This window comes from Enterocloster bolteae (assembly GCF_002234575.2).
GTDB lineage: Bacteria > Bacillota > Clostridia > Lachnospirales > Lachnospiraceae > Enterocloster > Enterocloster bolteae.
The window spans coordinates 6,225,183-6,245,843 of record NZ_CP022464.2; the positions used below are offsets into that span (position 1 = coordinate 6,225,183).

17 protein-coding genes are annotated in these 20,661 nt (G+C 50.8%); all 17 read right to left on the reverse strand.

Going from position 1 to position 20,661, the window contains the following annotated elements:
- Positions 1 to 23: 23 nt before the first annotated feature.
- Positions 24 to 242, reverse strand: a complete 219-nt coding sequence (locus CGC65_RS28910; protein WP_002569010.1) for a cation transporter — start codon at positions 240 to 242, stop codon at positions 24 to 26.
- Between the two features lie 76 nt (positions 243 to 318).
- Entirely contained in the window at positions 319 to 678 is a 360-nt protein-coding gene (locus CGC65_RS28915; RefSeq protein WP_002569011.1) for an ArsR/SmtB family transcription factor, read from the reverse strand.
- A 223-nt stretch (positions 679 to 901) separates the two neighbouring features.
- On the reverse strand, positions 902 to 2,692 hold the full coding sequence (gene aspS, locus CGC65_RS28920; RefSeq protein ID WP_002569012.1) for an aspartate--tRNA ligase: 1,791 nt from the start codon (positions 2,690 to 2,692) through the stop codon (positions 902 to 904).
- 22 nt (positions 2,693 to 2,714) lie between these two features.
- Positions 2,715 to 3,980, reverse strand: coding sequence for a histidine--tRNA ligase (gene hisS / locus CGC65_RS28925; RefSeq protein ID WP_002569013.1), 1,266 nt, complete (start codon positions 3,978 to 3,980; stop codon positions 2,715 to 2,717).
- A gap of 96 nt (positions 3,981 to 4,076) precedes the next feature.
- The gene (locus tag CGC65_RS28930) at positions 4,077 to 5,030 is read right to left on the reverse strand and encodes a uroporphyrinogen decarboxylase family protein (protein ID WP_002569014.1); all 954 of its coding nucleotides are present in this window, start codon (positions 5,028 to 5,030) and stop codon (positions 4,077 to 4,079) included.
- Between the two features lie 138 nt (positions 5,031 to 5,168).
- The gene (gene hemZ / locus CGC65_RS28935) at positions 5,169 to 6,719 is read right to left on the reverse strand and encodes a coproporphyrinogen dehydrogenase HemZ (RefSeq protein ID WP_002569015.1); all 1,551 of its coding nucleotides are present in this window, start codon (positions 6,717 to 6,719) and stop codon (positions 5,169 to 5,171) included.
- Positions 6,720 to 6,750: 31 nt separating this feature from the next.
- On the reverse strand, positions 6,751 to 7,437 hold the full coding sequence (locus CGC65_RS28940; RefSeq protein WP_002569016.1) for an MBL fold metallo-hydrolase: 687 nt from the start codon (positions 7,435 to 7,437) through the stop codon (positions 6,751 to 6,753).
- A gap of 21 nt (positions 7,438 to 7,458) precedes the next feature.
- Positions 7,459 to 9,744: a RelA/SpoT family protein gene (locus CGC65_RS28945; protein ID WP_002569017.1), complete on the reverse strand. Its 2,286-nt coding sequence runs from the start codon at positions 9,742 to 9,744 to the stop codon at positions 7,459 to 7,461.
- A gap of 119 nt (positions 9,745 to 9,863) precedes the next feature.
- Complete coding sequence (locus tag CGC65_RS28950) at positions 9,864 to 11,822, reverse strand: sensor domain-containing diguanylate cyclase (protein WP_002569018.1); 1,959 nt, start codon at positions 11,820 to 11,822, stop codon at positions 9,864 to 9,866.
- 40 nt (positions 11,823 to 11,862) lie between these two features.
- Complete coding sequence (locus tag CGC65_RS28955) at positions 11,863 to 13,335, reverse strand: extracellular solute-binding protein (protein ID WP_002569019.1); 1,473 nt, start codon at positions 13,333 to 13,335, stop codon at positions 11,863 to 11,865.
- 190 nt (positions 13,336 to 13,525) lie between these two features.
- A complete protein-coding gene (locus CGC65_RS28960; protein ID WP_002569020.1) occupies positions 13,526 to 14,050 on the reverse strand; it encodes an adenine phosphoribosyltransferase in 525 nt (174 codons plus the stop codon).
- Positions 14,047 to 15,057 (reverse strand): LacI family DNA-binding transcriptional regulator, encoded by a 1,011-nt coding sequence (locus tag CGC65_RS28965; protein ID WP_024725967.1) that lies wholly within the window; start codon positions 15,055 to 15,057, stop codon positions 14,047 to 14,049. Before CGC65_RS28965 ends, CGC65_RS28960 begins: the two co-directional genes overlap by 4 nt.
- 89 nt (positions 15,058 to 15,146) lie before the next feature.
- Positions 15,147 to 16,715, reverse strand: coding sequence for a glycoside hydrolase family 28 protein (locus tag CGC65_RS28970; RefSeq protein WP_002569022.1), 1,569 nt, complete (start codon positions 16,713 to 16,715; stop codon positions 15,147 to 15,149).
- A 114-nt stretch (positions 16,716 to 16,829) separates the two neighbouring features.
- On the reverse strand, positions 16,830 to 17,681 hold the full coding sequence (locus CGC65_RS28975; RefSeq protein WP_002569023.1) for a carbohydrate ABC transporter permease: 852 nt from the start codon (positions 17,679 to 17,681) through the stop codon (positions 16,830 to 16,832).
- Between the two features lie 6 nt (positions 17,682 to 17,687).
- Positions 17,688 to 18,581: a carbohydrate ABC transporter permease gene (locus CGC65_RS28980; protein ID WP_002569024.1), complete on the reverse strand. Its 894-nt coding sequence runs from the start codon at positions 18,579 to 18,581 to the stop codon at positions 17,688 to 17,690.
- Positions 18,582 to 18,600: 19 nt separating this feature from the next.
- The gene (locus CGC65_RS28985; RefSeq protein ID WP_002569025.1) at positions 18,601 to 18,897 is read right to left on the reverse strand and encodes a hypothetical protein; all 297 of its coding nucleotides are present in this window, start codon (positions 18,895 to 18,897) and stop codon (positions 18,601 to 18,603) included.
- Between the two features lie 52 nt (positions 18,898 to 18,949).
- On the reverse strand, positions 18,950 to 20,299 hold the full coding sequence (locus CGC65_RS28990) for an ABC transporter substrate-binding protein (RefSeq protein ID WP_002569026.1): 1,350 nt from the start codon (positions 20,297 to 20,299) through the stop codon (positions 18,950 to 18,952).
- Positions 20,300 to 20,661: the final 362 nt, after the last annotated feature.

Sequence of the window (20,661 nt, forward strand, 5' to 3'; positions counted from 1 at the left end):
TTTCCGGTGCCGTACTGCTTCGCTTAAAGCAGGATAACGCAGTCAGGCTCCACCTTCCTGCACACAGACACCACTTCCTTCATGATTTCATCGAACCTGCTGTCATCTGCTTCTATGGTCATCTTCTGGGCCATAAAGCTCACCGTGGCATCTGATACACCCTCGATCTTCTTGATTGCTTCCTCCATCTTGGCTGCACAGTTGGCACAATCCAGGTCCTGCAGTTTGAATTTTTTCTTCATATTATTCTCCTCCATATTTGTTATTTTATTTATATTCCATATCCCATCCCCGCGCCATGGGCATCTGCCTCAAAGTCTATTCCTCTATGTGCTCCATGCCCTGGTTGATGATGGTCCTCACATGACTGTCCGCCAGCGAATAAAATACTGCCTTTCCGTCCCTGCGGCTCTTTACCAGGCGGTTCTGCTTAAGAATTCTCAGCTGGTGGGAAATAGCTGACTGGTTCATATTAAGCAGCTGCGCAATGTCGCAGACACACATCTCAGCCTCAAAGAGCACATATAATATTTTGATCCTGGTGGAATCCCCAAACACCTTGAATATCTCTGCCAAATCATATAGCTTATCCTCATCCGGCATCTTATCATTGACTGCCTTTACCACATTCTCATGGACCTGGTAAAAATCGCAGCACTCCACATCGTTTATCGCCATGGCTCATAACCTCCCTCTCTTATTTTTCTCATTCATATGAATGATTGTTCATATGTTTATATTTACATTATATACTCCGATTTAAAAATGTCAACTGCTTTTTTCTCTATTTTGTTTTGTTTGAAAATTTAATTATTGTTTGAAAATTGCATTCTGACCGTCAAAGCCAAAAAACAGAGCCGGCCCATAGGACCAGCTCCATGTGATAATCTTATATATAATACTACTCTTCCTCAGCGGCAACCGCGATATGCAGCTCCTCCAGCTGTTTCTCATCCACCTGTCCGGGCGCCTCTGTCATCAGACAGGAAGCATCCTTCACCTTGGGGAACGCGATCACGTCGCGGATACTGTCAGCTCCCACCATCAGCATCACCACGCGGTCCAGGCCATATGCCAGGCCTGCGTGAGGCGGAACACCATACTTAAATGCTTCCAGAAGGAAGCCGAACTGCTCTCCGGCCCTCTCAGGCGTAAAGCCCAGCACCTCAAACATCTTGGACTGGATATCAGCCTGATGGATACGGACCGATCCGCCGCCCATCTCCACGCCGTTCAGCACAATATCATATGCCTTGGCACGAACCCGGCCGGGATCAGAATCAATATACTGTAAATCCTCATCCATGGGCATGGTGAATGGATGGTGCATGGCCACGTAGCGGTCCTCCTCCTCTGAATATTCCAGAAGCGGAAACTCTGTCACCCACAGGAACTTAAAGTCATCCTTCTTAAGCAAATCCAGCTGTCTGGCCAGTTCCAGACGCAGATTTCCCAGGACATCAAATACCACCTTATTCCGGTCAGCGGCAAACAGCAGCAGGTCGCCCGGCTTTCCGTCCATGGCGCTTATCAGGGCAGTCATTTCCTCCTCCTTCATAAACTTTGCAAAGGAGGACTTGACGGTGCCGTCCTCGCTGATTGCCACATAGGCAAGACCCCTGGCGCCAAAGCCCTTGGCATATTCCACCAGAGCGTCTATCTTTTTGCGGGGCATATGTCCCTGCCCCTGGGCATTGATGCCGCGCACACTGCCGCCATTTTCCAGAGCGCCCTTAAACACTGCGAACTCGCAGCCCTTAACCACCTCTGAAACATTCTTAAGCTCCATACCAAAACGCAGGTCCGGCTTATCAGATCCAAAGCGGTCCATGGCCTCCTGCCAGGTCATGCGAGGAATGGGCAGCTGCACATCAAAACCGCAGATTTCCTTAAACAGCTTCTTTAACAGGCGCTCATTTACATCCAGTACATCGTCCACATCCACAAAGGACAGCTCCATGTCAATCTGTGTGAATTCAGGCTGTCGGTCTGCCCTCAGGTCCTCATCACGGTAGCAGCGGGCCAGCTGGAAGTAACGGTCATAACCGGAACACATGAGGAGCTGCTTGAACAGCTGCGGGGACTGGGGTAGGGCATAGAAGGAACCGGGATGCACGCGGCTGGGCACCAGATAGTCCCTGGCCCCCTCAGGCGTACTCTTAATCAGGGTAGGTGTCTCAATTTCAAGGAATCCCTCTGATGCCAGAAATGCCCTGGTAAGGGTAGCCACCTGGCTTCTAATCATAAGATTTTTCTGGAGATCCGGTCTTCTCAAATCCAGGAAACGGTACTTCAGGCGCAGCTCTTCCTTTGTCTTGCTGTTCTCCTCAATGGGGAAAGGAGGTGTCTCGGACTCGGAAAGAATGCGCATGGAGTTAGCCCTGATCTCAATGGCTCCTGTGGCCAGGTTGGTATTTACCGCGCCGGAGCGGGCCTCCACCCGTCCTGTAACGGCAACTACAAACTCGCTCCTCAGCTTTTCCGCCTTTGCGAAGTTCTCTGCGCCGCAGTCATTTTCCTCAAATATAATCTGAAGGATGCCGGAGCGGTCCCTCAAATCCACAAAGATGATGCCGCCCTTGTTCCTGCTCTTCTGAACCCATCCCATGACGGTCACTTCCTGACCGATATGGGCAGTGGTCACTTCCGTACATCTATGGGTACGCTTTAACCCAACCATTGATTCTGCCATTGTCTTATCTCCTTTATTTTCCTTAATTCTTCAGGCTTTCCTTATAAAATTCCTTAAACTCCGTATATCCTTCCCTGCCCAGCTGTTCCTTCTGGAACTTCTTGTTCTTATTCATCTGGGCAACCAGAACCTGCACACCCTTCTTTCTCTCTTCCATGGCTTCGCGGATTACGGCTGCCAGCCTGGCGCTGTCCACGCCCTTCTCAAAGAGAAACGCCTTCCTGTCAGAAGCGCCGGGCACAGTGAATCCATTGTCCATAAGAATGGTTACAATGCGTTCAAAGCCTATGGAGAATCCGCAGGCCGGTGTCTCCATGCCTGTAAACTTGCCGATCATCTTATCATACCGGCCGCCGCCTGCCACGGAGCCGCCAAAGCCTTCCATGGAGACCTCGAAAATAGTTCCTGTATAATATGACATGCCTCTGACCAAAGTGGGGTCGAACTCCAGGCCGAAATCAGCCTCAGCCACCTCCGTCACTGTGTCCATGATGTGGGCCAGTCCTTCGCTTACATCGGCAGGCATCACCTCTGAGAGCATCTGTCCCAGGGCCCTTACACCGGCCGAATCCTTTGTCACGTTCTTAAGCATGTCCAGATATTTGCTTACGCTCTCTGGGCTGTGGCCGGATTCCAGAAGCTCCTTCTCCACACCCTCATATCCTATCTTATCCATCTTGTCCAGGGTGATGAACACCTGGTCCATGGACTCCTCCGCAAAACCGCAGTACAGGGCCATGCCACGCAGGATGCCTCTGTCGTTGATACGGACCGTAAAACCGTTGTCCGGGCAGATTCTTCCAAGGGCAGTGGTGGTAGCCAGAATCAGCTCAATTTCAGCCAGGCTGGTGGCATCTCCCAGGATATCAATGTCACACTGTACAAACTGGCGGAAACGGCCCTTCTGGGGACGGTCCGCACGCCACACGCTGCCCATCTGGAGGGCCTTGAAGGGGCTTGGCAGATTGGCTGCGTTATTGGCGTAGTAGCGGGAAAGGGGGAGGGTGAGGTCATAGCGCAGGCCGCTGTCCACCAGGTCATTCTCTTCCTTTGACCCTTCCAGGTTCAGCTTGTCCCCTCTTTTCAGTATCTTGAAAATCAGTTTCTCATTATCTCCGCCCTGTTTGCTGGTCAGGTTTCCGATATGCTCTACGCAGGGTGTCTCTATCTGGGTAAATCCAAAGCTTTTATAGGTCTCTTTGATTTGATTCATCACGTACTCACGAATCTGCATCTCAGCAGGCGTGATATCCCTCATGCCGGTGACCGGCTTCTTTGCTAATGCCATACGCGTTCTCCAATCCTGTTTTTTGTTCAATATCTTTATTTTAAGCAACTTTTATGATTTTGCAAGCATTTTCATAGATTTTTCCCTATTTGGACCCTATTTTATGGCCTCTGCCGCAATCCGCATGCGCTCATAAGGCACTCCCATGGGAATGGTGCAGTCCGTGCCCAGGATAAAGCCTGTCTCACCGGCTTCTGCCATGACGCGCCTTACCTCCTGGCGAATCTCATCCGGGGTCCCTTCTATCAGTGGTCCTTTGTGGTTGGAGAGGCCGCCCATAATGGCGCAGTCCGCAAACCGTTTCCTGCCCTCCGCCAGGCTCATTCCCGTCTCATAGATGCCCCAATTGGCAATGCTGTAAAGTCCTTTATAACTGTCGTACCGGTCAAAATTCACATCTGTCTTGCACATGTGCAGGATGTTATGTCCTCCCGCTTCCAGGCAGGCCTTCATAATCTGCTTATCAAACGGCATGATATACTCCTCAAACTCCTGGTCCGTAAACAGGAACCGCTCGCCTCCCAGACCCGCGTAGAGGATGCCGTCCAGACCCAGTTCCACAAATTTCCCCGCCAGCTGGCACAGTCCGTCCGCAATCCGCTTCATGGCGTCAAGCACCGGGCCCTTGTTCTGCCTTAAATGGCTGCAGAGCAGCTGCCGCACCGGCATATAGCCGTAATCCGGTTCAATGGGGTGGATGGTGGAAGCCACGATGCCGTGAAGGGTACCGATATTAAAGGCGTCCCTGTCGCACCGGTCCAGGACCCTCTTGACCAGCTCAATCTCATCCTCCATAAATTTATCCTTAAGAGTAATGGTCCTGATGCATTTCCAGTCCTCCGCCGTCTTTATGGAGCCCATGTTGGGAACCAGATGTTCATTCATGATTTTCTGGATATCCGGATTTACCTCCCGGAAAAACTTCAGGTGTTCTTCCACCGCTGCCTGCCCAAAGGCTGCCTCCCTGGCAAAATGAGTGGTAAAGTAACAGGGAATCCTGTCCACCGGTTCATGCTTCATTGCCGCAAATACACGCTCTCTTTTCTTCACGATATCTCTCCTTATCAGATGGTTATTAACTCAATCGTTATAATAAAATCTGCCGGAACCATGTCTCTTTTTACATGACTCCGGCATTTACGCTTCCGCGCCGTATATGTCCATATAAACCGCGGGCCCCGGCCTGGGTTAAAGGATGCGCTCCTTGCGCTGTATCATCTCGTCAATCCTGCTAATATACTGTTCCACTTCCTTTACATTCTCACACCGTTCCCTGCGGTTTTCAGAAGGAAAGACCACCTTGGTGGTGGTTCCCGCGCCGCAGGCCGCTATGGTCTGCATCTCCTCCATAATAAGGATGTTGTAGATACAGGCTTTGCCGGGCAGGGAATACCCTACATTCTCAAAATTGCCGGCCATGTTCTTCTGGCGGTACAGATAATAGGGCTCCATACCCATCTGGCGGGCACAGGCAGCGCTGAGCTCAATCATCTCCGGAGTGTTCTGAATCTTCAGCCCGCCGTACTCTTCCCTGAACATGTTGAGCCTGGCCGCCCTCTTGATGGCCAGGGAATGGACTGTAAGGGAATCCGGCGCCAGAGCCTTTACCTCCTCCAGGGTGCGCCGCACATCGTCCATATTCTCCTCAGGAAGCCCCATAATCAGATCCATGTTGATGTTGTCAAATCCCAGCTCCCGGGCCATGTAAAACCGATCTTTCACCATATCCACGGTGTGGTGGCGGCCAATCAGGTCCAGGGTCTTCTGGTTCATGGTCTGGGGATTAATGGAAATACGGGTGATGCCGTGGTCCCTCAGTACCTTAAGCTTGTCCATCGTAATGCTGTCCGGCCTCCCGGCCTCCACTGTGAACTCCAGCACCCGGCTCAGATCAAAGAGCTGCTCAAGCCTGCTTAAGAGAGCTTCTAAATCCTCCGCTGAAAGGGATGTGGGAGTGCCTCCGCCGAAATAGACCGTGTCCAGAGGCCTTCCCTCCATCTTCCGGGCCGTATATTCCAGTTCCTTAAACAGCGCTTCCAGGTAAAGACCTGTGCGCCCCTTCCATTTCCCGATGGGATAGGAGGTGAAGGAACAATACAGACAGGTGGTGGGGCAGAATGGTATCCCCACATACAGGCTGTAACCCCGCTCATAATCCAATGGTTCCAGAAGCTTTTTCTCCCTGGCCGCAATCTCAATGCTCAAATCTATCTTTTCATCGCTGGCAAGATAGGTTTCCTTCATAAAGGACCGGATATCCTCCTCCTTCCAGCCCTCCTCCAGCCTGGTGAGGGCGATCTTGGTGGGGCGGATGCCGGTCAGGGAACCCCAGGGCATTTCCTTTCCCGTGCGCGCTGCCAGCATGAGGTAAAACATTTTCTTTATGACATTCTTGGTGGCGGAGTGATCCGAAAGGTCCGAGGGACGGGTGCAGGAATCCCCTAACATCCAGCCCTTTAAACCCTCCGGGCATGATGGCGCCTGCTCCTTTCCCGGCTCCGGCCCGGCCGCTCCCCCGCCGCAGCCCTCCGGCCCTGTCTTATCTCCGCCGCAGTCCTCCGTGGCAGCTGCATTTTCCCATATATAGATGGAAACCGCGCCGTCTCCCAGCCGCGTCTCCACGTAAAAGTCCGCCCCGTCCTTTACCTCATGAACATAAGCCTCACCTGGATAAAAGGACATCAGAAGTTCTCTGATGTCCTGTTCGTACTGGTTATCCTGTATTAAAAGTCCAATCATACAAAACCTGCTTTCTATTATAAACCTTCTTTTATTCCTGCTTGAAGGCATCCGGTCCTTTTACCCGGAGGATATTGTCTCTTACTGTAAGCACAGGATTCCCCTGCTTCTCAAATCCAATGGTGGTGGGGTCTCCGTGGCCTGTATACACCATGGTATCATCGGGCAGCGCAAAAAGTACGTCCACAATGGAGCTGACAATACGAATGGTATTCCCTGTAGCCAGGTCCGTCCTGCCGTAGGAACCGCGGAACAGGGTATCCCCTGCAAAGATAATTCCTTCATCCGGCAGATAGAAGCAGCAGGAGCCTGCGGTATGTCCCGGTGTGAACAGCACCTTCCACCTGGTTCCCAGGAGCTCCAGCTCCTGTCCGTCGTGAAGAAGCACATCCGCATGCAGGCTGGTCTGGGGTCCTCTGAATCCTCCGGTCATATTAAGCTTTGTATCTGCCAGCATATTCTCCTCTGCCTCATAGGCATAGAGTTTTACCCTGAATGCCCTGATTACATCCGGCACAGCCATGATATGATCAAAATGGCCGTGGGTCAGCAGGACTGCCGTGAGAGTGATTCCCAGCTCGCTGCACTTGTTCAGAATATAAGGAGCGTTGTCAGCCGGGTCAATGACCACACCCTCCTTGGTCTGATCATCATAAACCAGGTAACAGTTGGTACTCACCTGTCCCAGTACACATGTCTTAATCCTAATATCGCTCATATCCTTCCCCTTTCATCACAGCTATCCTGTTGTTCTCTCTATATCCAGGACGCCTTCTATCTGACGTATCTTATCGGTCAGCCGGTTCAGCTCATCGGTCCCATGAATGTCAAATGTCATGATAATGGTGGCCTTGCCCTGCTTGCTGGTCCTTACGTTCATGGACGTAATGTCAATCTGCTTCTCCGTAAAGACCTTGGATATATCGGCAAACATGCCAATCCTGTTATTGGCAAATATCTTGATTTCCGTGGAATACTGCTCATTGTTGCTGGCGCCCTCCGCCATCTGCCATTCCGCGTCAATCATCCTGCTCCGTTCATCCTCCGGCAGGTTGATGATGTTCACACAGTCCGTGCGGTGAATGGAAACCCCGCGGCCCCTGGTGACAAATCCCACAATTTCATCCCCTGGCACCGGGTTGCAGCACTTGGAGAAACGGACCGCCAGATCATGGATCCCCTTGACCATGATACCGCTCTTTGATTTGCGGACACTGGCCTCACCGGCCCTTCCCGCTGTGTCGGCTATGCCGCTGAGCACATCCGCATCCGTAATCTCCCGTTTTAACTTCTTCTCCCGCTCCTCCATCATCTTGTTGATGACCTGGCCCTCTTTCAGGCCCCCGTGTCCAATGGATGCCAGAACGGAATCCCAATCCTTATAGGCATACCGGTTCATGACCTTTTCCATGAATTCAGGCTTGCCGATATCAGACCAGTTAATGCCCTTGGCCTTACAGTAGCGTTCTATCTGGTCCCGGCCTCTGACGATATTGTCTTCCTTCATCTGGCTCTTGAACCACTGGTTAATTTTATTCTTAGCCTGGGTGCTCTTCACAATACCCAGCCAGTCCCGGCTGGGCCCCTTGGAGTTCTGGGAAGTGATGATTTCCAGCTGGTCGCCGTTTTGAATCACATATTCAATGGGCACCAGCTTGCCGTTGACCCTGGCTCCCACCATCTTATTGCCCACGGCGCTGTGTATACAATATGCAAAGTCAATGGGTGTAGAACCGCTTGGAAGGGTTTTTACATCCCCTGACGGTGTAAAGCAGTACACACTGTCGGAGAACAAATCCAAATCTCCCTTGACCATGCTCAGGAATTCCTTGGAATCGTCCGTATCCCTCTGCCACTCCAGAATCTGGCGCAGCCAGCTGAGCTTTGCCTCAGCGCTTCCCGCAGCCACCTGTCCGCTTCCGCTCTCCTTATACTTCCAGTGGGCGGCGATACCGTATTCCGCTGTCCTGTGCATCTCATAGGTACGGATCTGTATCTCAAAGGGCTGTCCGTTGCTCCCTATGAGGGTGGTGTGCAGGGACTGGTACATATTCTGTTTGGGCATGGCTATATAGTCTTTGAAACGGCCCGGAATAGGCTTATACATCTCATGGATGACGCCCAGGGCGGCATAGCAGTCTTTCACGGTCTCCACCATGATACGCACTGCGAACAAATCATATATCTGGTCCAGAGTCTTGTTCTGGTTCACCATCTTTTTATAGATACTGAAGAAATGCTTCACACGTCCGCCCACCGTGGACTCAATGCCCGCATCCTCCATGTGGCTCTTGACCTCGTCCACGATTTCCTGGACAAAGGCCTCCCTTGTATCCTTGCGGAGGGCCACTTTCTCCACCAGGTCGTAATATACATCCGGCTGAAGGAACTTAAGGGACAGATCATCCAGTTCAATCTTAATCTTGGAAATGCCCAGCCTGTCGGCGATGGGGGCATAAATTTCCATGGTCTCCCTGGCCTTTTCCTTTTGCTTCTCCGGCTTCCAGTACTGACCTGTCCTCATGTTGTGAAGACGGTCCGCCAGCTTGATAATAATAACGCGGATGTCCTTTGCCATGGCCAAAAACATCTTGCGCAGGTTGTCTGCCTGAATCTCCACCTTGTCCTTATCCCAGTTTAACTGTGTCAGCTTGGTGACACCGTCCACCAGGAAGGAAACCTCAGAGCCGAACTCCTTGGTCAGCTGCTCCAGGGTCATAATGGTATCCTCTACCACATCATGAAGAAGCCCTGCTGCAATGGTCTCCTTATCCATCTCCAGATCGGCCAGTATAATAGCCACGCACAGCGGATGGATGATATAGGGCTCCCCGGACTTGCGCTTCTGCTCCTTGTGGGCCTCATCTGCAATCCTGTAAGCCTTTTCAATCATGGTAATATCATCTGAAGGATGATATTTGCGGATTGTATTAATCAAGTCCTGATACAGCACTTCAGGGCTGGTAAAGTCGGCCGGCGCTTCCAATTCGATATCCAGTTTTTCTTTTGTTCCCTCATTTGCCATATGTTCGGTCACCTTTTCCTATGGATAGTCAAGATACATTATAATTTTTTTTATGTAAAAAAGCAAGGGGCGCTTGGAAAAAAGCGGGGCCGGGCCGGAACGCGGTCATTAGACACGCTCTATACCGGCCCTGCCTCGTCTGTTTTGTCATAAATGGCAATCCCGTTTTTCTCTGTGCGCTTCACCCGGTACATGGCTCTGTCCGCCCGGTTTATCAGGTCCTCCATGCGCTCGGATTCCCTCTGGGCAAAGGCCAGGCCGATAGACGCATTGATCCTGCGGCTGGTGCCGTCCGGCAGCTGGATGGAGCTGCGCCCCTCATATCCGGATCTCACCTTATCCTCTATGGTCTTTCTGTCACTGTAGCCATAGAAGAACAATACAAACTCATCGCCCGACAGGCGGACCGCCATGCACTGTTCCCCAAAAGCAATGCCGGTCAGAAGGTCCGCCATAGCCTTCAGGTAATGGTCTCCCATCTCATGGCCATAATTGTCATTCACAAACTTAAGGTTGTCCAAATCACAGAAAACAAGGGCGTTGACCCGGCTCCTGTTTCCGTCCAGTATTTTCTGCCCCTCCTTTTTAAGGTAGGACGCGTTGTACAGGCCGGTGAGCTGGTCATGCTGGGATATATTCCTGAGACGCAGTATCTCCATATATGCGTCCGTCTTGTCGATAACAATGCCGAACACGCCGTGTTCCTCATGTCTCTGGCGTATGGAAACGGCCCTGGTATTGCAGGCCCTGTCCGTGTAGGAAAATCCGTCCTCCAGTTCCATAACCCGCTCCAAACCGCCAAGTATATCCTCCCATACATCGTAGTCCAGGCAGCCGTCGGAACCCATGCGGTCCGACCCAATATCCAGCAGCTGCAGGATGGATGAGCTCAGTTTGACCCGTGAGCCGCCTTCCTGATACTCAAAGCTGCCCACCTTTTCCCCGGCTGATTCCAGGGTAAAGGAATACCTGGAATAGCTCTGCTCCAGCTTTGCGGCCATATCGTTAAGGGCCTGGTGGATGCGGTCTATCTCTTCTATTCCGCTTTCCCTAAAATGAACCTCCTCCGGGTTCTGGCAGGTAATGTCCTCCTGCAGCTTTTTAATTGGTTTTAATACCATCCAGATGGCTATATACGAAAAAATGATGGCAATTACGATGGACAGCAGATAGACCCCCGCCACCATAACAATGGTGGACCTGGACAGTTCTGCCAGCTCTGAGTGGTAGCACACCGCCCCCACATACACGGAACCGCCTTCCATATGTCCATAAACCTGCAGGACGCTGCGCACACCGTCGTAGGAAGCTCCATTATACGTTAATGAAATCCTGCCGCCATCTTCCCTGTAGTCATAATCCGTTCCTATGAACGCCTTATCCCGGCTGTAAAGAATCTTTTCATCCGTCATGAGAAGTACCTGCATTCCCTTGTACGGAGGATTATCCAGGCCCAGATACGAGTCCAGCACTTCCCCGCTGATTTGGAACCCCATCATCCGGCGGCTTCCATAGACCTCCTGGCTTATGACATAATACAGACGGTTATCATCAAAGAACCATTTTCCCCCCTTTGTCCTTTCTGTCCAAAACAGTTCCGCCTTTGCCCATTCCTGCGGCGTCAGCTTGGGACTCCAATCCTTGGAGAGGGCAATGGGATATTCGCTCTTAGAGCTTCCCACCACACAGTAGATATCACCATAGGCAGACGAAAATATCTGCGGCTCCCCGTCCCGGTATATAACAGCCTCCTTCTGGTCCAAATCCAGATAAAAGACGCCGTCCACCGATGATGCGTGGTTTAAATTGTCAATCAGTCTGTCATGTATCTTCCTGTCATCCTTTATCTTTGCCAGCTCTTTCTCCATGGTATTGGCGATGAGAAGGGAGTTATTCATATATCCTGATATAAGTGAGTCCTTTTCCGCTACCTGGGATTCCATCACCTTATAAGGGCGGTTGGCTGTTCCCGAGAAGGTTCCGGTCACCATCAGTCCAAAGCCAAATATAACGCTCTGCAGCAGGATGGCCATTAATATGGCGTTCCTCACCCTGTTGCTCAGCAAACGTTTCTTCATGGGATATCCTCCATTCCCCAGACAGAGGCACTGTCAGACACTATTCTTCAAAAATGGTCTTTACCTGTTCATAAAACGCCTCTGCCTTACTGCCGTAGTCCATGGAAGCTGCCGCCTCATCCATGGACATCCCCCTGGCCAGATACTCCTCAAACTCCATACGTCCCTGGCTCAGCGCCTCGCTAAAGCACGCGTCCACCCCTGTCCTGACATCATATGAGTTCTCAAAGTCAAACCCATACACCATCTGGTATGAATTGCTCTGCTTAAGTCCGGTCTCAATCCCTTTCAGCACCCTGGCGTCATCAATCTGCTGTTCCTGCTCCTCTGTCATGCCGTTATTGTCCACAGGCATATAGGACATGGAGGTGGCAAGTTCAAAGCCTTTGTCAATGGTCAGCCAGTGTATGAAATCCAGGGCAGCCCTGTTTTCCTCATCACTGCGGTTAAACACCGCCACTCCGGCCCCCTGCTGGATTGCCGTCGGGGTGGTCCCCTCCATCACCGGGTATTGGTAGACACCTGTTGTAACCGGTACCATATTTCCCTGGGAATCAGCCACTTCTTCCGGAAAATACAGGACGCTGCTGCTGGATCCGATGCAGCCTGCCAGATAGGACTGCTTTACATCATCACTGCGGTAACGGCCCTTTGCCCCGTAATACCCCTTTGTAAAAGGCTCATAATAATTCAGGAACAGCCTTTCGATAATACCCTTATCCAAATCCGGCACCATGGTGCCGCTCTCATCGTAATGGTAGATGTCCGAACCCATAGCATGATTCATAGCCACAAAATAGTTGGCCAGGTTATCTACTCCAATGAAAGGTCTCCCATCCCCGTCCGTACCGGGAGTCATGCTGTCCGTCCACTCAAAATATCCCTCAGCCATCCGTTCCAGCCCTTCCCACGACTCCATGTTCTCCTCCCGGTATTGGGGATTGGCGTCCAAAAATTCATCCAGCCTGGTCTGGTTCATGAGAAGAAGCTCCGTGGATTTTGCCACCGGCAGTATGTAAAGCTTTCCGTCGATATAACCCTCGTTAAGGTATGCCTGATTATACTGTGCCAGATCTGCCTCCGGCACCACACTGCCCAGCTCCACCAGTCTGTCGGGATGCAGCTTTACCGTGTTGACCACCATGTCCCTGTAGGCAAGCACAATATTTGCCATCTCCACATCATTGGTGGTGCCGTTGAGCACCAAGTCTATCTTATTGGTCAGGTCGGCGATAGAGCCCTGGCTGTAAGCCTCCACGGCCACGCCGCGTTCCAGGCCCAGCGTACCATTGTACTCCTTTACAAGCTGGTCCAAATGCTGCTTCTGGGCATCATTATAATAGTGCCAGAACTCTATGGTCATGGCAGTGTCGCTGTCATTTTCCTCTGTCAGGGCAGAAGATTCCTCCGCCTGGGGGATTTCAGCTTTTTTGTTTTCCCCGGCACAGCCGCCCGCCAAGACTGCCGCTCCGATGCAAAGAGCCGTTATTGACGCCATCCGTAATCTTCTCATGCCCGTAATCCTCTGTCTTTCTGAAATTTATTGGTCTGTTTAGATAATTATTAATATTGTACTACGGGGAAGGGGTTTGTTCAAGGAAATATCAGATGAATTTTGGGGTTCGTTTGATGCACAGATATAACAAAAAGGCCCATTTTTCAATCTAATGGGCCCTTTCTGTAACCAAATCTATTTCATTTTCCTACTTGCCTTCATAAATAATCGCAGAATCCACATCATATCCCTTCAGATGCTCCCGTCCCTTCAGTCCTGCCAGCTCCATGACAAAGCATATCTTTACCACCTGTCCGCCCAGCTGCTCAATCAGCTTGACAATTGCCTCAGTGGTTCCTCCTGTGGCGATCAGGTCGTCCACAATGATTACCTTCTGGCCCGGACGGATGGCGTCCTTGTGCATTTCAATGGTTGCCTGTCCGTACTCCAGGTCATATTCCATGGAAATGGTCTCACAGGGAAGCTTTCCCTTTTTGCGCACAGGCACAAATCCCTTGTGCTGCGCATAGGCCACCGGCACTCCAAAGATGAATCCCCTTGATTCGGGGCCTATTACCAGGTCGTAATCCAGGTCCTTGACCATGTCAATCAGGCTGTCCACTGCCATGTGAAGCCCGTCTGCGTCCTGCAGGATGCTGGTCACATCCCGGAATATGATTCCAGGCTCCGGAAAATCCGGTATGCTTCTTACATACTCTTCTAACTTTTTCATGATGGTTTCCTCTCTTCCACATTCAGATTCTTAACCGTATCCCTGATTATCAGCTTATTGTTCAGGTAAATCCTCCGGTTGTCCACGATTCCCTCGTCCAGGCGCCGAAGCAGCACCCTGGCTCCCTCCCTGGCAATCTCCCCCATGTTGCGCTCCACTGTGGTCAAATGCATGTCCGAATAGCCTGACATATCCCAGTTGTCAAAACCCACAAGGGAAACATCATCCGGCACCTTAAGGCCGGCCTCCACAATGGCTGTCCTGGCGCCAAAAGCCATCTCATCGTTAAAACACAGCAGGGCCGTGGGCCGGAAGGTGAGAAGCTGTTTTGCCGCGGTGTATCCGCTGGCATACCGGTAATTGCCGCTGATAACAGGAAGGGCATCCGGATCCAGTCCGTGGCTGGTCATGGACGTCCTCCATCCCCTGCGGCGCAGCCGGCTGGAATCCAGCCCCGGATTTCCTTCTATGATGCCGATGTTCCGGTGTCCGTTCTCCAGCAGATAGTCCATGGCCCGTTCCATGGCAAGGGCCTCATCCGTGGTCACATTGGGCGCGTCCACGTCCACGGCACGGCAGATGACTGACATGGGAATCTTTTTGTCCAGGACTTCGTTCATAAACTCCATGTCCTCGCTTCGCTGGGACAATACGATGATTCCGTCAAAATAGCTGGGATTCAGTGTTCCGGGCTCATGCATATCAATACCTTTAACCACTACATTATACTTGCTTCCCGCAACACTGTAAACCCCTGTCAGCACGTCGTGGAGCACAAACGGCGATGTCATCTTACTGATGGTAGAGAAGTACAGCCCAATTACATAGGATCTGGATTTTTTCAGGTTGATGGCGGCCTGGTTGGGCACATACCCCATCTCCTGAGCCAGGCGCAGTATGTTCTTCCTGCTCTCCGTATTCTCAGCCCCTATGCCGTTTAAGGCCCTGGATACCGTGGAATAGGAAACCCCCGCCCTTTTCGCGATATCCTTTATCGTCACTGCCATAATATCCCCCTCTTTGCTGTCCCCTATAAGCATTTGCATCATTCCCGTTCGGGCGTACGAATACAATCTAACTCGTTTTCCGGCTTCTGTCAAATGCTTCCGCAGACACGGCCGATATTTTCCGTGATGATGGCTGGACCATCCTGTCCCTCCACCTTTACATCCGTAAGAATCAGCTCCTCAATCTGGTTGGCGTAGATTCCCATGCGGCATATATGGGAGCTGCAGCCATCCATCATGGCGGGCTGTCCTTCCCTGGCAGACGCCGCATAGGTGACACGGACATGATCCATCTCCACCCGTTCAATCCGCTGTTCCGGAAGACCATACATGTAGGCAGCCGCCACATGGCAGTTTTCTGCCTCTATATCCTTAAAGCACAGGCTCTTAATCAAAGGTGTTCTTTCATCCACCAGAAGCGCCTCCTTTGTACGCACATATTCGCTGTGGCCGTCCGGATCACAGAAATAGAAACAGTTGATAACAAAGGGAGTCATCACATGGTCCATGCGGATGTGTTCAAAGACAATCCCGTCCACCACGGCATCCTTTCCCCGGCCCCTGCGCGTCTTGATGCGCAGTCCCCTGTCCGTGTGCAGGAACATGCAGTCCTTAACGGTCAGGTTTTTTACCCCGCCCGCCATCTCACTTCCGATGGTAACAGAGCCATGGCCGTCCCTCATACAGCATCTGCGGATGGATATGTCTTTTGACGGCCGTTTATAGGTGGATCCCATATAGATTTTTCCCGACTTTACGGCAATACAGTCATCTCCCAGTGAGAAATAGACACCGGCAATCTCCACATCCTGACAGGATTCCGGGTCCAGTCCGTCGGTATTTGGCGAATCCTTGGGATTCAGCACCTTAAGGTCAAAGAACCTTAGGTGGTCGGAGAAATAGGGATGGATATTCCAGCTGGGGCTGTTCCTCACCGTGATTCCCTGAACCGTCACCTGCCGGCACCGCTCCAGGAAAATCATCCTGGGGCGGCAGGCCGTGTGTATTACCTTGGGCTCATGCCACCAGTTTCCCTCACTGTCTCCCGCGTTCCCGTCTATGGTTCCCTGCCCATAGATAACAGCGCCTTTCACGTTCACGCCGTTTATGATGCCGGTAAACATGGGAAGAGGATTGCCCTCCCATGTGCCCAGATTGTATTCGCCCTGCTCGTCATAGCTCTGGATCATTCCCTGGAACACAGGAAAACGGGTCCGGTCCGTATACGCGGACAGCACCGCCCCCTCAGCCAGCTCAATGTTCACATCATCCTTTAAAAACAGGGAGACAATGCGGTAGGTCCCGGCCGGAATCAGGACCCGGCTCTTTTCAGGGCAGGCCATAATGGCAGCCTGGATAAACAGAGTGTCATCCTGAATCCCGTCCCCCTTTGCCCCGAAATCGCGCACATCCAATGTGACGAATTCGCTGTCCGTGGTAAAGGAGGACTTAAGCACAAGTCCCTCCCCGCTTCTGGCCTCCACCTGATAGCTGGTATCAGGTTTCAGATCATAAATGCTTGTGACAGCATTTCCCGTTTCCCGGATAAACTTCCCGTTCAGATAGAGGCGGTACATCCGGCTGGTCTCATATGTACCGCCGTCCTCTATCTCCAGTACGGCGCAGCGCGCGTTTTTATAAATCACCTTTAAATCCATTGCCTTATACCTCTTTTCTGTTCTGTCTCTCTGTAGCTGCTGTCAAACCAGGAATGGGGCCCCTCCCAGGAGAGCCCCCATTTCCATCCAGGCCAACCCTGGCCGTTTTCTATTTTAACCCTTAACGCCGCCTGCCGCAATACCATCAATGAAAGAATCCTGTGCACAGAAGAACACAATCAGCGACGGCACAATGGAAATCAGGGACATGGCCAGGATACGGTTCCACTGGAAGCCAACATCTCCGTCCATGGACATGCGCAGGTATACGGAGTTCGTATATTTCTGCATATCAGCAATATAAATCAACGGGCCCTGAAAATCGTTGTTGGTCCACATGAACTGAAACAGGGCGCAGGACACCAGAGACGGCTTCAGCATGGGGACAATTACGTACCACAGCGTTTTTAATGTATTGCAGCCGTCAATCTTGGCAGCTTCCTCCAGCTCCTTGGGCACTCCCCTGAGGAACTGGATCAGCATGAATACAAAGTAGGTATCTGCTGCAAACAGGGAGGGTACGATCAGAGGAAGGTATGTGTTCACCCATTTCCACTTGTTAAACATAATGTACTGGGGCGCATTAAGAACCACCTGGGGAAGAAACAGGGTGGACATCAGCAGCGCAAAGAAAATCTTCTTTCCCTTAAAGTCAAACCGCCCGAACCCATAGGCGGCGATAGTGGCGGACACCACGGTGAAAATCACCTTGGGAATCACAATTTTATATGTATTAATCAGGGAGGTAATCAGGGATATCTTGCCTCCATAGCTTTTAAAGGCATTGCTGTACCCGTCGAACACAGGGTTTTTAGGCAGGAACCATGCACTGGTAAATATCTCGGAATTGGTCTTAAATGTGGCCCCAACCATCCAGATAAGAGGGTATACCATGATAAATCCCACCAGAATCAGCAGGGTGTAGCGGATTGCCGTGCTGACTTTCCGTTTTGTCTCTCTTGTCATACGTTCCTACCTCCCTTCCTCGTCTGAATAATATACCCATTTTTTCTGGCTGATGAACGCCACCGCGGTCAGCGTCATGACAATCAGGAACAGGATCCAGGCTTGCGCGCTGGCCATTCCCATCTTATGGCGCAGGAACGCATTGTTGTAAATCAGCATGGAAATCAGGGTGGTTGCGCCGTTTGGCCCGCCCTTTGTCACCAGGAACGGGGCATTGAACTCCTGGAATGCCTGGCAGAGCTGTGTAATCAGGTTATAGAAAATAACCGGTGTGATAAGGGGTACTGTAATCTTAAAAAACTGGGTCCACTTGCCTGCGCCGTCAATGGAGGCAGCCTCATACAAATCTTCTGACACGCCCTTTAAGGCTGCCAGGAAAATGACCATGGCGGAACCAAACTGCCAGACGCGTAAAAGCACAATCACAAACAATGCGCTGTTAGCGCCGGCCATCCAGTTAATCTTCGGTCCTCCAAAGAACGTGATTACCGTGTTAATCAGTCCGTCCGTATTGAACACAGCCCTCCAGAGAATGGCAATGGCGATGGAACCGCCCAGGATGGACGGGATATAATATGCTGTCCTGAAAAAGTTCACGCCCTTCAGCTTGAAGTTGAGAATATATGCGATAAAGAGGGCAAACGCCAGCTTTAAGGGCACGTCAAATATTGCGTATTTGAATGTCACCACAAATGCCCTGATGATATCCTCATCCGTAAATATCTTCTCGTAGTTCAGAAGTCCGGTCTTTGTTATTCCGTTGAACAAATCATAGTTGGTAAAGCTGTAGTACAGCGAAGATGCAAATGGATATACCTTGAACAGAAGAAATCCAACCAGCCATGGCAGAATGTAAAGCAGGCCGATATTCAACGCCCAGAATCCTTTCTTTTTTTTCATACGGTTACCTCCAAACCTGTTAATCTAAATAGCGCTCATACTTCTCCCTGAGCAGCGTACCTGTGCTGCACCCCTTTTGGATCATGTATGCAAGCTGCTCCTGCGGGCCCGGATTCCCTCCTGCCAGCATTTCCTTTAATCTCATGCGGAATATGTCCTGAAGCGCCCTGTAATGCTCGTATATTTCCGGGGACATCTGTTCTATGGTATCTATCAGCAGGACCATCTGGTCCATGCCGGGCGTTTTCAAAGTCTTAAAATATGTAACAATGCTGTCGTAATTTTCCCTGTGCTTTACTGCTTTCCTAACATCCATTCTATTTCCTGCCATCTAAAAACCAATAACTGTCCTGAATCCCATCTGAAAATCAGAAATTATAGCAGTCGTCAATACCCTTCATCAAATCCTCTGCTGCTTCGGCGGAGGTGATGTCGCCTGCGCTCAGCTTTCCAAATACCTTATAATATACACCGTCCGGATTGGCCTTCAGGTCATTATGCTCAAACATGGGGTCCAGAGGGAATTTGGAGTAGGCCAGAACCTTTGCATTGGCCTCCATAACCAGCTTATCACCGATTCCCTTTTCCTCCAGAATCTTTACACCCTCTGCGGAGCATGGAATGCCGCGCTCAGTGCCGCAGATTTCAATTGCCTCATCATCATTTAATAAGTAATTAACCAGCATGGCTGCTTCCTTTGGATGCGCTGAATTTGCGGATACTGCCAGCGCCATGGAAATCTTGGTAAAGCCGCCGTCGTAATCACCAAATTTAAGGAAGTCCCCGATAACCAGCTCCTGGCCCGGCTTTGTGGTACTCTCCGCGATTGCCTTCTGGACCTTGGAAACTGCGGAGTCCCACTCAAATACGCCAGCGTATTTGCCGTCGATTACTTTTGCGTTCTTATCTAAGGAATCGGCCATATCACCCTGAAGCGTGGCAATGGTAGGAATCACATGGGCCTCCTCCAGCTTTGTCATGAAGTCCATGCCTGCCTGAATCTCCTGGGCTGTGTACTGAAGCTCACCGTTCTCAACCCACGGTTTGCCGTATACACTCTCCAGATAGTATACCAGGAAGATGGCCCTGTCGTATTCCATCATAGCCAGAGGGTAATAATCTTCATTGTAAGCCTTAAACTTGGCCCCCGCCTCCAGAAGGGAAGCTTCATCCGTAGGAATCTCACATCCAACCTCATCAAAGGTAGTCTTATTCCAGTAGAACAGACGTCCTGTCAGGGCAACCGGAACCGCCATCAGCTTGCCGTCTGCCTTGCACTGGTCCAGGCTGTCCTGGGAAAACTGGGTCAGGTCCAGGACATCGCTGTAATCCTCCAGATTTGCAAAGTTGGTCCCGTTGCCGCTGTAGGATGTAATCCAGTTCCAGTTAATCTGCATGACGTCGGCCGCATTGCCTCCCTGAATGGCAAGAGACTGCTTCTCTTCCCATCCGGTCCAGGCGCCGTACTCGCATTCCACCTTAATATCAGGGTACTTTGCCATAAATGCGTCCACCGCCTTCTCAGTTGCCTCATGTCTGGAGTCACCGCCCCACCAGCAGAACTTGATGGTCACGTCCCCGGTGCCGCTCCCGGCTTCCTTGCCGTCTGCCTGCGCTGCCGTGGTGGTCCCGCTCCCGCCTGAGCAGGCTGTCAGTGAAAATGCCATTACAGATGCCAGGGCCAGGGACACTGCTTTTTTCAGGTTTTTCTTCATCATTTCTCTCCCTCTCTTTTCATCGCCTTCGCATGTATGTTTGCAAAGGTTTGCATCATTATTTTAAAAATTATGCATATCTGCCATTTGTAAGTAATTACATTTAGTTCATTTTAAGCAAACATGCATCGTTTTTCTTTGTGTTTCCATAGTAGCACTATTTATATCGTATGTCAATTGTCTGATTCGTATAGTTTTTTAACATTTTTTTGTTTAATATACCCAATTCTTTTTCTGCTTTTTTTATGTTAAGATGAATTCAAGATTAAAAAAATGGATTTTAAGGATTTAAAAGACATAATACACTTAATTTATAGTTATATCCCGGATTTAATTGAGCTAAATTACCGCTGTTTTGTCTGCAA

Bases quoted from the DNA above. Each gene is read 5' to 3' on its own strand.
- hisS (WP_002569013.1), bottom strand. From the start codon at position 3,980: ATGGCATTAGCAAAGAAGCCGGTCACCGGCATGAGGGATATCACGCCT.
- CGC65_RS28955 (WP_002569019.1), bottom strand. From the start codon at position 13,335: ATGAGAAGATTACGGATGGCGTCAATAACGGCTCTTTGCATCGGAGCG.
- CGC65_RS28945 (WP_002569017.1), bottom strand. From the start codon at position 9,744: ATGGCAAATGAGGGAACAAAAGAAAAACTGGATATCGAATTGGAAGCG.
- CGC65_RS28980 (WP_002569024.1), bottom strand. From the start codon at position 18,581: ATGAAAAAAAAGAAAGGATTCTGGGCGTTGAATATCGGCCTGCTTTAC.
- CGC65_RS28985 (WP_002569025.1), bottom strand. From the start codon at position 18,897: ATGGATGTTAGGAAAGCAGTAAAGCACAGGGAAAATTACGACAGCATT.
- CGC65_RS28990 (WP_002569026.1), bottom strand. From the start codon at position 20,299: ATGATGAAGAAAAACCTGAAAAAAGCAGTGTCCCTGGCCCTGGCATCT.
- CGC65_RS28965 (WP_024725967.1), bottom strand. From the start codon at position 15,057: ATGGCAGTGACGATAAAGGATATCGCGAAAAGGGCGGGGGTTTCCTAT.
- CGC65_RS28975 (WP_002569023.1), bottom strand. From the start codon at position 17,681: ATGACAAGAGAGACAAAACGGAAAGTCAGCACGGCAATCCGCTACACC.
- CGC65_RS28915 (WP_002569011.1), bottom strand. From the start codon at position 678: ATGGCGATAAACGATGTGGAGTGCTGCGATTTTTACCAGGTCCATGAG.
- CGC65_RS28960 (WP_002569020.1), bottom strand. From the start codon at position 14,050: ATGAAAAAGTTAGAAGAGTATGTAAGAAGCATACCGGATTTTCCGGAG.
- hemZ (WP_002569015.1), bottom strand. From the start codon at position 6,719: ATGATTGGACTTTTAATACAGGATAACCAGTACGAACAGGACATCAGA.
- CGC65_RS28940 (WP_002569016.1), bottom strand. From the start codon at position 7,437: ATGAGCGATATTAGGATTAAGACATGTGTACTGGGACAGGTGAGTACC.
- CGC65_RS28910 (WP_002569010.1), bottom strand. From the start codon at position 242: ATGAAGAAAAAATTCAAACTGCAGGACCTGGATTGTGCCAACTGTGCA.
- CGC65_RS28970 (WP_002569022.1), bottom strand. From the start codon at position 16,715: ATGGATTTAAAGGTGATTTATAAAAACGCGCGCTGCGCCGTACTGGAG.
- aspS (WP_002569012.1), bottom strand. From the start codon at position 2,692: ATGGCAGAATCAATGGTTGGGTTAAAGCGTACCCATAGATGTACGGAA.
- CGC65_RS28950 (WP_002569018.1), bottom strand. From the start codon at position 11,822: ATGAAGAAACGTTTGCTGAGCAACAGGGTGAGGAACGCCATATTAATG.